Raw genomic sequence first — 13875 nt, 5'->3', positions numbered from 1 at the left:
CCCTTTCTGCCGGCGGGGCGACCCCGTCAGGAAACGTCGTACTCCGGCTTGGGCTCGGTGACCTCGGTGCCCTCCTCCTCTTCGGGGATGTTGCGCCCGATGAGCAGGATGTAGAGACCGGCGCCGACCACGCCGCCAATGAGCGGCCCGGCGATCGGCACCCAGAAATACAGGTTCCCGTACTGATCGCTCCATGGAGTCTCGTATCCCGTGAGGAACTGGACGAGCCGCGGGCCGAGGTCGCGGGCCGGGTTGATCGCGTACCCGGCGGCGGAGCCGAACGCCATCCCGATGCCCACCACGATGAGCCCGATGATGAGCGGCGCCATGTTCGACAGCGGCGGCGCGTTGCGCAGGTCGGTGAGCGCCAGCACGAGGAACAGCAGGATCGCGGTGCCGATGATCTGGTCCCGGAACGCGCCCCAGGTCCCGATCGGCAGGGTCCCGTTGCCCGGCATGGTGGAGAAGACGATGTGCGACTTCTCCGTCAAGCCGGGGTCGAACTTCTGCAGGATCTCGCTGTAGTTCCACCGGACGATGAGCGCGGCCACGAAGGCCCCGAGCGTCTGGGCGAAGCAGTACGGGAGCACCTTGCGCCAGGGGAAGCCCTTGAAGACCGCGAGGGCGACCGTGACGGCGGGGTTGATGTGCCCGCCGCTGATGCGGGCGGACGCGTACACGCCCAGCGTCACCCCGATGCCCCAGGCCCACGCGATGCTGTCGTGGCCGCCGAGGCTCTGGGGGTCCCCGAGCCCGCTCCCCGCGACGACCTGGGCGACGACGCCCACGCCGAACAGGATCAGGATCATCGTGCCGGCGAACTCCGCGGCCATCTCTCTGGCGAGCTCGGGGACCTTCGGCCCTCGCGTCATCTCTCCTCCTCAGGGGTATGTGACGTAAGGCACAGTCGCCGCGAACGTAGGTTCGTTCGATAAAACGGGTCAACCACCACATGACGACAATGTCGGCACCCTGTCCCGTTCATCACCACCCCCGGGGAACGATCGCCAGCATGATCTTCCCCAGGGAACGCGCTGCTACACCGTCCTCCAGCCCCCACCCGCCACCAACCAACCGACGAGCTCCGCTCGACGACCATCCTCCAGCCCCCACCCGCCACCAACCAACCGACGAGCTCCGCTCGACGACCATCCTCCAGCCCCCACCCGCCACCAACCAACCACGAGCTCCGCTCGGCTGCCGTCAGTGGCCGCGGAACGCCTCCTCCAGCCACCAGGCCGGCCGGTCCCGCGTGACCTTGGCGTCCACGATCATCGGGCGGTCGCGCGGGCCCGCCAGCCAGTCGGCCACCGCCGCCAGGTCCTCGCGCCGCCGCACGGTCGCCGCCGCGCAGCCGAAACCGCGCCCGATCGCGGCGAGATCCGCCGGCGGGAACGTGACCGTGTCCAGCGGGTGCCCGCCCGGGCCGAAGTGGTGCACCTCCGCGCCGTACGCCTCGTCGTCGTAGACGACCACGAGCAGACCCAGCCCGAGCCGGACGGCCGTCTCCAGCTCCGCGACCGACATCAGCGCGCCGCCGTCGCCGAGCGCGGCGACGGTCAGCCGGTCGGGGCGGGCCACCGCGGCTCCGATCGCGGTGGCGAGGCCGAGCCCGATCGACTGGAACGCCTGGGTGAACACGAGCGCGTCGGCGTCGGGGACGTCCAGGAACATCGCCGGGTAGCCCATGAAGTTGCCCGAGTCGACGGCGACGGTGCGTTCGCGGGGCAGCATCCCGTCCAGGGCGATGGACAGCGTCCGCGGGTCGATCCGCGGCCCGTCGGTGTCGTCCTTGCCGTCGCGGTGCTCCTCGTACGGGACGTCCTGCCAGCGCCCCTCCCGGGCGAGCCGCCCGGCCACCTCCGGTGTGCGGTAGCCGGAGGCGGAGTGGCCGCGCGCGTCGAGTTCGGCGGTGACGGCCCGCGCGGTCTCGGCGGCGTCGCCGATGAGGCCGAGGTCGACGGGGTGGTGCGCGCCGAGCGCCCGGGCGTCGACGTCGACCTGCACGACCTTCGCGCCCCGGGCGATGAGGGCGCCGTGCCGGGTCGTCCACATGTTCAGCGAGCACCCCCAGCCCACGATCAGGTCGGCGCCGCGGATCAGGTCGGCGGCGGCGGGGGTGGCGAAACCACCGCTGACGTCCAGCGCGAACGGGTCCCCGGCGAACAGACCGCGCGCGACGGCGGAGGTCGCGGGCAGCGCGCCGCAGCGCCCGGCCAGCTCGGCGAGCGGCTCGCGGGCGGCCGACAGCCGCGCGCCCCGCCCGGCGATGAACACCGGCCGCCCCGCGGCCTGCAGCGCGTCGGCCAGCCGGGCGACCGCGGCCGGCGGCGGCACCGGCAGCGGCGCTATCCTCGGCCGCTCGCCCGCGGGCGGGCGCTCCCGCGCGCTGTCCGGATGCCCGGCCGCCTGGATGTCCAGGGGCAGGCCGAGCAGCACCGTCCGGCGCTCGGCGACCGCCGTGCGGCAGGCGCGGGCCACGTCGGCGAGCGCCGTCCGCGGGGAGTGGACCCGCTCGGGGACGGCCCCGACCGCCGCGGCGATGGCCGCCTGGTCGACGCGGAAGTTGGAGCGGACCGCGGCGGCCGCCACCTCGCCCGCCACCACCAGCAGCGGCGTACGGCTCTTGGCGGCCTCGGCGATGCCGGTGACCGCGTTGGTGAAGCCTGGCCCCTGGTGGAGCGACACCACGCCGAGGCCGCCGCTCACCCGCGCGTACGCGTCGGCCATCGTGGCCGCCCCGCCCTCGTGCCGCGCGGCGACGAACCGGGCGCCGTTCGCTATGAGGGCGTTGGTGACGTGGAAGTTGCCGCTGCCGACGACACCGAAGACCGTGTCGGCGCCGAGCCGCGCGAGGGCCTCCCCCACGGCCTCCGCGACGTTCATCGTTCGATCAGCGCGAGCACGCGTGCGGGGCTGCCCGAGCCGCCGACGATCGGCAGCGGCGAGGCGAGCAGCACGGCGCCGCGGGCGGGGAGCCGGTCGAGGTTCTGCAGCTGGGTGAGCCCGTACTTGCCGGCGCCGAGGAAGTAGGAATGGCACGGGAACGGCGGGTCGAACGCGTGGGCGCCGCCCGCGTCGGTGCCGACGGTCTCCACGCCGAGCCCGAGGACGGGGGTCTCCTCGGCGAGCCACCGCGCGCACTCGGCCGAGATCCCCGGCGTGTGCGGGCCGTTCTCGTCGGCGTTGAGGAACGTCTCCTGGTCGCCGGACCGCGCGTCCCAGCCCGTCCGGTAGAGGAGCCAGCCGCCGTCCGGGAGCGGCCCGTGCGTCTTCTCCCAGTCCCGGACGTGGTCGATCTCCAGCAGGAAGTCGGGATCGCCGGCGGCGTGCGCGGAGGCGTCCAGCACGACGGCCGGGGCGACGAGCCGGCCGGGCGCCACCTGCGAGACGTCCTCGCCGTCGCGGCCGGTCGCCCAGTGCACGGGCGCGTCGAAGTGGGTGCCGACGTGCTCGCCGGTGACGATGTCGTTCCAGTACCAGGCGGGCCCGCGATCGTCGTACCGGCTGATCTCCTCCAGCCGGAACGGGACGGTGTTGGCGAACGGCTCCGGCAGCTGGAGGATCGGGGTCCGCTCCGACAGCGGAGCGGTCAGGTCGACGATCTCCACCGAGCCGTCGGCGACGGCGGTGAGCAACTGGTTGAGCACGGACATCGGTCCTCCGGCGGCGCGGGGTGGCTGACGGTCGCGGGGTGCCAAGAACGTATCGCAGATGCACCTGTTCGGAGGGTCACCCCGGCCAGGCCGCCCGCCCTTTGTTCATGCCCACGTCCGGGCCCGGATTTCGTTGCATGACCACATGGACCCACCGTCGCCGCGCGATCACCATCGGGGGCGGAACCCCCGGCCGACACCGCCCCACGGAGGTCCGCATGCGCCGAAGGCCCTGGACGCTCGCGCTCACCGCAGCCGCACTGACGGCCGCCCTGGCCGCTCCTCCCGCACACGCCGCTCCCCCGACTCCGCCGCCTCCCGCTCCGCCGTCCGCCGACGTCGCACGGCGACCGGCCGGCTTCGACCCGCTGGTCCCCTCCACCGACCCGGTCGACCTGCGCGATGCCCACCGCCCGCTCTCGGTGACCTACACCTTCGAGGGGCGGAGGCACACGCTCGACGACTACCTCGCCCGCACGGGGACGCAGGGGTTCGTCGTCCTGGACGGCGACGGCGTCGTCTTCGAGCGCTACCTCGCCGCCGGCCCGGACAGCCTCTTCCAGTCGTGGTCGATGGCGAAGTCGTTCACCTCGGCCGCGGTCGGCATCGCGCTCGGCGAGGGCTTCATCGACTCGGTCGACGACCCCGTCACCCGCTACGTCCCCGAACTGGAGGGCTCGGGGTTCGACGGCGTCTCGCTGCGGGACCTGCTGCGGATGTCGTCGGGGATCGAATGGGACGAAACGTCCGACGTTCCGTTCGTGCACGTCGCCGCCAGCCTCGGGTATCCGCTCACCGAACTGGCCAGGCAGCAGAAGCGCGGCTGGGAGCCGGGGACGAGGTTCGAGTACACGAGCATGAACTCGTTCGTCCTCGCCTGGGTCGTCGCCGAGGCGACCGGGGTCCCGTACCACGCCTACGTCCAGAAGAAGATCTGGGAGCCGGCGGGGATGGCGTCCAAGGCGTACCTCGGCAACGACTCCAACGGCAACAGCATGGGGTACTGCTGTTACTACGCCACCGACCGCGACTTCGCGCGGTTCGGCCTCCTGTACCTGAACGGCGGGAAGGCCAACGGGCGGCAGGTCGTCCCGGCCTCATGGGTGACGCGGTCCACGCGCCCGTCGGCGCCGTTCAACCAGGGGTACGGCCTGCAGTGGTGGCTCGGCGAGGACGGCGATTTCTCCGCCAACGGCCTCGGCGGCCAGCTGATCTGGGTCTCGCCCCGGCACGGTGTCGTCATCGTCAAGTCGACGCTCTTCACCGTGATCGCCGGGGAGGAGACGGACGCCGCGTTCGAGGCCGTCGCCGCCGAGGTCGCGCGGACCCGCACGGCCCGCCCGGCCCCGGCGCACTGACCGCCCGCCGGAGGGGCGGCGGCCCGCCCGCCGCCCCTCCGGCCGGGAACAACCCGGGCGTCTCCAGTGGTTAGGCTTACCTAAGTGTGATCCGCATCATCGGGAGGAGCCGCATGGCGACGGAACCGGCACGCAAGGGGCGCAGGCTCAACCGAGGGAGAGTGCTGCGCACCGAGCGCCTCACCCCGCACATGATCCGCGTGGTCATCGGCGGTGAGGAACTCGCCGGGTTCGGCGCGGGCGAGTTCACCGACCACTACGTGAAGCTCCAGTTCCCGCGGCCGGGGGTCGAGTATCCCGAGCCGTTCGACATGGAGCGGGTCCGCGCGGAGCTGCCGCGCGAGCAGTGGCCGGCCACCCGGACCTACACCGTCCGCGCGTGGGATCCCGAGGCGGTGGAGCTGACCATCGACTTCGTCCACCACGGCGACAAGGGCATCGCGGGCCCGTGGGCGGCGAGCGTCCGGCCGGGCGAGGAGGTCCTGTTCCTGGGGCCGGGCGGCGCCTACGCGCCCCGCGCCGACGCCGGCTGGCACCTGCTCGCCGGGGACGAGAGCGCGCTGCCGGCGATCGCCGCCTCGCTGGAGCGGATCCCGGAGGGCGCCCCGGCCCGGGTGTTCGTCGAGGTCGCCGGGCCCGAGGAGGAGCAGGACCTGCCGACGCCGGGGGACGCGACGATCGTGTGGCTGCACCGGGGCGGCGGGCAGGTCGGTGATCTGCTGGTCGACGCGATCGAGAAGATGGAGTTCCCCGACGGCGACGTGCACGCGTTCGTCCACGGCGAGGCGGGCTTCGTCAAGGCGCTGCGGCGGCACCTGCGGGTCGAGCGCGGGCTGCCGATGGAGCGGCTGTCGATCTCCGGTTACTGGCGGCGCGGCCGCGACGAGGACGGCTGGCAGGCGGCGAAGCGCGACTGGAACCGCCAGGTCGAGGAAGAGGAGGCGCAGGCCCTCGCCTGAGGCGGCCGGGTCAGGCGGTGACCTGTTCGGGCTCCTCGGTCCCGTCGGCGTCGGGTCCGCCGTCGGCGGTGAAGCCGGGGAGCCAGCGCTCGACCTCGGCGCGGAAGGCGCCTTCGGCCTCCAGCTGGCACAGGACGCCGCCGCATCCGGTCAGGGCGCGGCTGACGGCCAGGTACTGGGGCGGCAGCCGGAACTGGCGGGCGAGCGCGCCGGGGCGCATGTCGGAGGCGACGCCGATGCCGTGCGCGGTCTGCTCGCGCATCCACTCGCGGGAGTACCGGAAGCGTTCGACGGCGAACGGGGCGGCGTGCGGCCCGATGAAGTCGGCGACCTCCTCGGGGTCGACGTCGGCGTCCGGCACGAGGAATCCCTCGTCGCGGAGGGCCTCGACGATCTCGCCGGGGTCGCCGAGCGTCCCGATGCGGGTCAGCCGCCCGATCGACCACTGCAGCTCGGCGGGGACGCGGGCGGCGCCGCCGAAGTCCATGACGCCGAGCCGGCCGTCGTCCAGCAGCCGGAAGTTGCCCGGGTGCGGGTCGATGTGGATCATCTCGCAGCGGGACGGGCCGGACAGCAGGAAGCGGAACAGCAGCAGGCCGGCGCGGTCGCGCTGTTCCTGGTCGCCCTCGGCGATGACCTTGGCGAGCGGGGTGCCGCCCAGCCATTCGGTGACCAGGACGTTGCCCGACTGGGCGACGACGGCGGGGACGACGTAGTCGGGGTCGCCGTCGTAGGCGTCGTGGAAGGCGGTCTGGGCGCGGGCCTCGTCGACGTAGTCGAGTTCCTTCTCCAGCCGCCGCTTGAGGTCGGCGACGACGGGCTTGACCTCGACGCCGGGGAACAGCGGGGTGAAGAGCCTGCTGAGGCGGGATATCTGGTTGAAGTCGCTCATCAGCGCCTGGGCGGCGCCGGGGTACTGGACCTTGACCGCGACGGTCCGCCCGTCGTGCCAGACGGCCTTGTGGACCTGGCCGATGGACGCCGCGGCGGCCGGCGTGTCGTCGAACTCGGCGAACCCGTCGCGCCAGTCCTCGCCCAGGCCCTCGGCGAGGACGCGGTGGGTGGTGGCGGCGGGCATCGGGGGCGCGGCCTCCTGGAGCCGGGTCAGGCTGGCGCGGAACGGCCCGGCGATCTCCTCCGGCAGCCCGGCCTCGAAGATCGACAGGAGCTGCCCGACCTTCATGGCGCCGCCCTTCAGCTCGCCGAGCACGGCGAACAGCTGCTCGGCGGTGCGGCGCTGGACCTCCAGCGCGACGGCCTCGGCGGGGCGCCCGATCGTCCGCTTGCCGAACCCGAGCGCGGTGCGCCCGGCGAAGCCCAGTGGCAGTGTCGCCAGCTTGGCGCCCCGCGTCACCGCGCGGCGGGGAATGTCGCTCACGGCCTGACCGTCCCTCGTTCGACGATAGGTCTAATGACTGCAGCCTCTCATGGCCGGGGAACGCCACCAAAGGGTCATTCTCTGTCAAAGAGTTCAGCGTTCAGGCGGGCCCGGGGATTCCCCGGCCGTTCCGCCCGGCGCCCGGCCGCCCGCCCGCGCATGGGCGCAGGAGAAGCTCGACGACCTCCAGGGCCTGGTCGATCTCCGGCCGGTTCCCTCCCAGGAAGTGCGCGTACATGAACGAGTCGGCGACGCGGACGATCGCCTGTGCGAGGGTCCGGGTCGGCAGCGGGACGCGCATCACCCCGCGGTCGATCTCCGCCTGCAGCTCCCTGGTCAGCAGCTCGGTGGCACGGTCCTCGATGGTGCCCGGCATGGTGGCCAGCCGGATGAACAGCCGGGGTTCGCGTTCGGTGAAGGCCTTGAGCGGCTCGGCGTCGACCACCGCGTGCATGAACCGATCGAGGATCCTGAGGATCCGGTCCGGGCCGGCGCCGCCCACGCCCCGGGTGGCGACGCCGTAGGTGCGTTCGGTCATCTCCGCGAGCACCGCGCCGAGGAGCTGTTCACGGCTGCCCACCCAGCGGTACAGGGTCGCCCGTCCGACGCCCAGCTCGGCGGCCAGCGCCGACATGTCGATCGGCTCGCCGCGCAGGTAGTGCGCGGACGCGGCGGCGAGCGCGGCGGCGGGCCCCGGCGCCTGGACGGACGTCACGGACGGCGGCCGGGCGGGGACGTCCCGTGGAACGGGGGTGCCGCTCATCCGCACAGCATGGCACAGCCGGGAACGTTCCCCCGCCCCGCACCCTGACCATGCCCTGACCAGATCATGACCACCCTCGGTTCGAAGCCGCGCCCGGTCGCCCTCCGGGCCCGCACACGGCGTCTTCCGGCCCCGCACATGGCGCCTCGCGGCCAAAAGACTACCGAGGGTGATCAGGGGTAGCTAGCAGTTGTGAAAGAGAGACATGAAGGTGCCGGACGCAAGGGCCGGCTGCTGATCATCGGTGGGGCGGAGAACCGGACCTGCGGTTCCGGGGCCCTGGAGACCTTCGTCGAGCTGTCGGGCGGCGAGGACGCGCGGGTCGTGGTCGTGACGACGGCGACCGAGGTACCGGAGGAGGTCGCCGAGGAGTACACCGCCGTGTTCGGCCGGCTCGGGGTGTCCTCGGTCCGGGAGCTGCGGCTGCTGGGCCGCGCCGCGGCCGACAGCGCCGCGACGCTGCGGGCGCTGGACACGGCGACGGGGGTGCTGTTCAGCGGCGGCGACCAGTCCCGGATCCGGACCCTGGTGGGTTCGAAGACCAACGAGCTGCTCAAACGGCGGCTCGACCAGGAGGGCCTGGTCATCGCCGGGACGAGCGCGGGCGCGACCGCCATGGGCCACTGGATGATCCTCGGCGGCCACGGCCACGAGGTCGCCGCGTCCAGCGTGAAGGTCGGCCCGGGGCTCGCGCTGCTCGACAACGTGCTGATCGACATGCATTTCAACGAGCGCGGGCGGCTGCCGAGGCTGATGAGCGGGATAGCGCTGGACACCCGGCTGCTGGGCGTCGGGATAGACGAGGACACGGCGATCGTGGTGGGCGACGGGCGTTTCGACGTCGTCGGGACGGGTGTGGTCACCGTCGTGGACGCCGGGCAGTCCACCATCGCCTACGCCGCCTCCGACGACGAGCCGATGGCGATGTTCGACGTGTCGCTGCATCTGCTGCCTGCCGGGTGCGCGTTCCAGATGCACGACAAGCTCCCCGAGATCGGCAACATGCGCGGCCCGGAGGAGGATTAGCGGTGCGCCTCGACCATGTGCGCCGCCTGAGCGGCCCGAACGTCTACCTGTCGCGTCCCGTCGCGATCGCCCGCCTCGACCTGCAGGGCCTGACCGGGCATGAGACCACCGACCATCCCGGGTTCGCCGGGCGGCTGCTGGAGGCGCTGCCGGGCCTGGCGACGCACCACTGCTCGGCGGGCCGGCCCGGGGGGCTGCTGGACGCGATGGAGCGCGGCACCTATTTCGGCCACGTCACCGAGCACGTCACGCTGGAGCTGTCCGGGCTGATCGGCCGGGAGGTGTTCTTCGGGCGCACCGTCCGCGCGGGCGGGCCGGGCGACTACGACGTGATCCTGGAATGCCCGCGGGACGAGCCGGCCGGCAGCACGGTGGTGGAGCAGCTGATCACGCTCGCGGTGCGGACCGTCGGCGGGGCGCTCGCCGGGCGGGTGCCCGACCCGTCCGCCGACCTGGCCCGCGTCGCCGCCGAGCACGAGAGCGGGCGGCTCGGGGTGAGCACGTCGGCGCTGGCCCGGGCCGCGCGCCGCAGGGGCGTCCCGGTCCGCCGCGTCGGGGACCTGAACCTGCTGCGGCTCGGGTACGGGCGGTACCGCCGGACGGTGTGGGCGGCGATGACCGACGCGACGTCGGCGATCGGGATGGAGGTGGCGGGCGACAAGCGGCTCGCGCACCGCGTGCTCGCCGACGCGGGACTGCCCGTCCCCGCGGGGCGGGTCGCGGCGTCGCCGGCGGAGGCCCTCGAGGCGCTGCGCGACATCGGCGGGCCGGTGGTCGTCAAGCCGCTGGCCGGTCACCAGGGCGAAGGCGTCCACATCGAGCTGACCAGCCCGCCTGAGGTCGTGGCCGCGTTCGCGTCCGCGGCCGGGGACGACGGCGAGGTCCTCGTGGAGTCCTACATCCCGGGCAGGGACTACCGCGTCCTGGTGGTCGGCGGCCGGGTCGCGGCGGCGGCCGAGCTGACCGCCGCGTGCGTGACCGGCGACGGGGCCGCCACCGTCGCCGAGCTGGTGGAGCGGGTCAACGCCGACCCGGCGCGGGGTGAGGGCCACGACCGCCCGCTGACCCGGCTGGCGCTCGGCCCGACCGAGCGGGCGCTGCTGGCGCGGCAGGGCCACGGGCCCGGATCGGTGCCCGCCGCCGGGGAGCGGGTGTGGCTGCGCCGCAACGCGAACCTGTCCACCGGCGGCACGAGCCGCGACGTGACCGGACACGTGCACGCCGCCGTCGCGGACCTGTGCGTGCGGGCCGCCGCGACGGTCGGCATGGACGTGTGCGGGATCGACCTCCGGCTGCCCGACATCGGTTCCCCGCCGCCCGCCGACCGCGGCGCCGCCGGGATCCTGGAGGTCAACGCCGCCCCGGGCCTGCGCATGCACCTCGCGCCGCACGAGGGGGCCGGGCGGGACGTCGCCGGCGACATCATCGACCTCATGTACCCGCCGGGCACGCCGTCGCGGGTCCCGGTCGTGTCGGTGACGGGCACCAACGGCAAGACCACCGCCGTCCGGATGATCGCGCACATGCTGGAGCTGGACGGCCGGCGGACCGGCATGACCAGCACCGAGGGCGTGTACGTGGGGCGGCGCCTCGTCCACCTGTCGGACGCGTCCGGCCCGCGTTCCGCGGAGATGGTGCTGGGCGACCGCTCGGTGGAGGCGGCCGTGCTGGAGACCGCGCGCGGCGGGATCGTGCGGCGCGGCCTCGGCTACGAGCGCGCCGACGTCGCCGTCGTCACCAACATCACCCGCGACCATCTCGGCATGGACGACACCGAGGACATCGACGACCTGGCCGGCATCAAGGCGCTGGTCGCCGAGGAGATCCGGCGCGGCGGGCATCTCGTCCTCAACGCCGGGGACCCGCCGACGGCGGCGCTGGCCGCCCGTCCCGCGGTCCTGCGCCGCGACCCGGTGCTGCGCTACTTCTCGCTCGCCCCGGACGAACCCGTCCTCGTGGAGCATCTGCAGGGCGGCGGCCTGGGCTACTACCTGGACCACGGCTGGCTGACCGAGGCGCGCGGCGACCGCAAAACCCGGATCCTGCCCGCGGACGACATCGCGGGTTCGTTCGGCGGGCACGCCGCCCACGTCGTCGCCGACGCGCTCGCCGCGGTCGCCGCCGCCCGCGCGCTCCACGTCCCGGTGGACGTTCTCGCACGCGCGCTGCGCACGTTCGACCCGCACACCCGCAATCCCGGACGGGGCTGCGTGTACCAGGTAGGTGACAACCCCGTCGTGGTCGACTACGCGCACAACCCGGCGGCGGTCACGGCGATGGGCGCGTTCGTCGAGCGGCGCTGGGGCACCGGCGGCGTCGCCGCGGTCACCCTGCCGGGCGACCGGTCCGACGAGCTGGTGAGCGAGACCGCCCGGGCCCTGGCCGGGACGTTCGGCCGCGTCGTCGTCTACGAGGACGAGGACCTGCGCGGCCGCCGCTCGGGCGAGATGACCCGGCTGATCGTCCAGGGGCTGCGGGAGGGCCGCCCGGACGTGCGGCACCATCCGGCGGGCGACCTGAAGGGAGCGGTGACGTCGGCGCTGGACATGGCGGAACCCGGCGAACCCGTCCTGCTGCTGTACGAGAAGCTGCAGCCGGTCACCGAGCTGCTCGACACGCTCGGGGCACGGCCGGCCGGCTGAGCGCCGGACCCGCCGCTAGGTGATGGGCAGGCCGGTGTAGTTCTCGGCCAGCGACGTCGCGGCGGCCTCGGAGGAGACCACGTAGTCCAGGTGGGAGCGCTGGAGCCGCCGCTCGTAGTCGCTCGCCGCCGGGTCGGCGTGCAGCAGCGCCGTCATCCAGTACGAGAAGTGCTCGGCCCGCCAGACGCGCCGCAGGCACGCGTCGGAGTAGCCGTCCAGCAGCGTCTCCGACCCCGAGGCGTACCGCTCGGCGAACGCCCGCGCCAGGACGACCACGTCCGACACCGCGAGGTTGAGGCCCTTCGCCCCGGTCGGCGGGACGATGTGCCCGGCGTCCCCGGCGAGGAACAGCCGGTCGTGGCGCATCGGCTCGGCCACGAAGCTGCGCATCGGCGTGACCGACCTGTCGGTGATCGGGCCCTCGTGCAGCTTCCAGCCGTCGTCGGTCGCGAACCGCGTCGCCAGCTCGTCCCAGATCCGGGCGTCGGACCACTCGGCCAGGTCCTCGTCCGGCGCCACCTGCAGGTACAGGCGGCTGACCTTGGGCGAGCGGAGGCTGTGCAGCGCGAAGCCGCGGTCGTGGTTGGCGTAGATCAGCTCGTCGGTGGACGGGGCGACGTCGGCGAGGATCCCGAGCCAGGCGAACGGGTAGTCGCGGGAGAACGTCCGCAGCCCCGGCACCGCCGGGCGGCTGACGCCGTGGAACCCGTCGCAGCCGGCGATGTAGTCGCAGTCGAGGGTGCGCGTCTCGCCGCCGCTGCGGAACGTGACGCTCGGCGCGGACGCGTCCAGCGCCACGGCCTCCGCCTCGAACCGCACGTCGCCGCCGTCCGCGAGCCGCTTGGCGACGAGGTCCTTGACGATCTCGGTCTGCGCGTAGACGGTCACCGTGCGGCCGGTCAGGTCGGTCAGCGGGATGCGGTGGCCCGCGCCGCCGAACCGCAGCTCCAGCCCGTGGTGGACGAGGCCCTCCCGGTCGAGCCGCTCCCCCGCGCCGCTCTCGCGCAGCACGTCGGTCGTGCCCTGCTCCAGCATCCCGGCCCGCTGCCGATGCTCCACATAGTCGCGGTCCCGGCTCTCCAGGACCACCGAATCGATCCCCCGCAGGTGGAGCAGATGGGAGAGCAGCAGCCCCGCGGGGCCGCCGCCGATGATCGCGACCTGGGTACGCATCGAGCCTCCTCGTCGTCGGTTGACCCAGCGATGCTCGCGCGCATCGCCGCAGGTTCAGGCGCCGGTGTTCCGCTCAGCGGAAAACATGTCGGGATGTCCGCGCCAGTGGGCCGCCACGTCCCGGGACAGGGCGCGCACCGCCGTCGTCAGCGGCGGCAGCAGCCGCCGCAGGTCGGCGCCGCGGGTCCCGGCCACCAGCGACATCGCCGCGACCACGTCCCCCGCCCCGTCCCGCACCGGGGCGCCGACCGACGACGCGCCCAGCGTCATCTCGTCGCGGGTCAGCGCGTAGCCGGCGCGGCGGACCCGTTCGAGGCCGCGCCGCAGCTCCTCCGGGTCGGTGATGGAGCGCACCGCGTGCCGGGCCAGTTCCCCGCCCAGGACCTTCTCCCGGACCTCCGGAGGGGCGTAGGCCAGCAGCACCTTCCCGACGCCGGTGGTGTGCAGCGGCAGCATCGCGCCGACCTGCGTCACGACCGGCACCGACCGCGTTCCGCGCAGCCGCTCGACGATCAGGACGTGGTCGTCGCGCAGGACGCCGAGCTGCACGTTGTCGTGGGTCGCCTCGTACAGGTCCTCCATGTGCGGGAGCGCCAGCTCGCGCAGGCCCATGACCGCCGGGGCCTGGCTGCCGATCCGCCAGAGCCGGGTGCCGATGCGGTACGTGCCGTCCGGCACCCGCTCCAGGAACCCGCCCTCGGCCAGTTCCCCGACGAGGCGGTGCCCGGTCGCCAGGGGCAGCCCGGAGCGGCGGCAGATCTCGCTCAGGTTGAGGCGGACACCGCCCTGCGCGAACGCGTTCAGGATGGCCATCACCTTCCCGGCCACGCTGACCGGCCGCGCGCCCGCCGGCGGGTCGCCTCCCGGTGGGTCGCCTCCCGGCCTGTGACCGCCCATGTGAGCCCCTCCGCCCGGGCCCG

At 73.8% G+C, this 13875-nt stretch carries 11 protein-coding genes; 4 read left to right on the top strand and 7 right to left on the bottom strand.

Annotated elements, in window-relative coordinates; translation table 11 throughout:
• Positions 1–26: 26 nt before the first annotated feature.
• From ACTWPP_RS20030 to ACTWPP_RS20020, 3 genes are all read right to left on the bottom strand, one after another.
• Positions 27–872 (bottom strand): MIP/aquaporin family protein, encoded by an 846-nt coding sequence (locus ACTWPP_RS20030; RefSeq protein WP_443105813.1) that lies wholly within the window; start codon positions 870–872, stop codon positions 27–29.
• Positions 873–1203: 331 nt separating this feature from the next.
• A complete protein-coding gene (locus ACTWPP_RS20025) occupies positions 1204–2886 on the bottom strand; it encodes a thiamine pyrophosphate-binding protein (RefSeq protein WP_443105812.1) in 1683 nt (560 codons plus the stop codon).
• Positions 2883–3656 carry a cyclase family protein gene (locus tag ACTWPP_RS20020; RefSeq protein WP_443105811.1) on the bottom strand — a complete coding sequence of 258 codons (774 nt, stop codon included), beginning with the start codon at positions 3654–3656 and terminating at the stop codon, positions 2883–2885. The genes ACTWPP_RS20025 and ACTWPP_RS20020 overlap by 4 nt, the downstream gene beginning before the upstream one ends.
• Positions 3657–3874: 218 nt before the next feature.
• Between ACTWPP_RS20020 and ACTWPP_RS20015 the strand changes: the two genes are divergently transcribed.
• Together ACTWPP_RS20015 and ACTWPP_RS20010 are read left to right on the top strand one after the other, a co-directional pair.
• On the top strand, positions 3875–5014 hold the full coding sequence (locus ACTWPP_RS20015) for a serine hydrolase domain-containing protein (RefSeq protein WP_443105810.1): 1140 nt from the start codon (positions 3875–3877) through the stop codon (positions 5012–5014).
• A gap of 113 nt (positions 5015–5127) precedes the next feature.
• Positions 5128–5973: a siderophore-interacting protein gene (locus ACTWPP_RS20010; RefSeq protein WP_443105809.1), complete on the top strand. Its 846-nt coding sequence runs from the start codon at positions 5128–5130 to the stop codon at positions 5971–5973.
• Positions 5974–5983: 10 nt separating this feature from the next.
• Here ACTWPP_RS20010 and ACTWPP_RS20005 read toward each other — a convergent pair whose 3' ends face one another.
• Positions 5984–7351 (bottom strand): ABC1 kinase family protein, encoded by a 1368-nt coding sequence (locus ACTWPP_RS20005; RefSeq protein ID WP_443105808.1) that lies wholly within the window; start codon positions 7349–7351, stop codon positions 5984–5986.
• 100 nt (positions 7352–7451) lie between these two features.
• A complete protein-coding gene (locus ACTWPP_RS20000) occupies positions 7452–8114 on the bottom strand; it encodes a QsdR family transcriptional regulator (RefSeq protein ID WP_443105807.1) in 663 nt (220 codons plus the stop codon).
• Between the two features lie 192 nt (positions 8115–8306).
• On the opposite strand from ACTWPP_RS20000, the gene ACTWPP_RS19995 reads away from it, so the two are divergent.
• Positions 8307–9140 (top strand): cyanophycinase, encoded by an 834-nt coding sequence (locus ACTWPP_RS19995; protein WP_443105806.1) that lies wholly within the window; start codon positions 8307–8309, stop codon positions 9138–9140.
• A 2-nt stretch (positions 9141–9142) separates the two neighbouring features.
• Entirely contained in the window at positions 9143–11782 is a 2640-nt protein-coding gene (gene cphA / locus ACTWPP_RS19990) for a cyanophycin synthetase (RefSeq protein WP_443105805.1), read from the top strand.
• A 15-nt stretch (positions 11783–11797) separates the two neighbouring features.
• Here the strand turns inward: cphA and ACTWPP_RS19985 are convergent, their stop codons facing one another.
• A complete protein-coding gene (locus ACTWPP_RS19985) occupies positions 11798–12955 on the bottom strand; it encodes a 4-hydroxybenzoate 3-monooxygenase (RefSeq protein ID WP_443105804.1) in 1158 nt (385 codons plus the stop codon).
• Positions 12956–13009: 54 nt separating this feature from the next.
• Positions 13010–13852, bottom strand: a complete 843-nt coding sequence (locus ACTWPP_RS19980) for an IclR family transcriptional regulator (RefSeq protein ID WP_443105803.1) — start codon at positions 13850–13852, stop codon at positions 13010–13012.
• Positions 13853–13875: the final 23 nt, after the last annotated feature.

The organism is Actinomadura sp. 3N407 (assembly GCF_052245875.1).
Lineage (GTDB): Bacteria > Actinomycetota > Actinomycetes > Streptosporangiales > Streptosporangiaceae > Spirillospora.
Note: the sequence above shows the minus strand (reverse complement) of the source record. Positions and strands in the feature narration are given on the sequence as shown.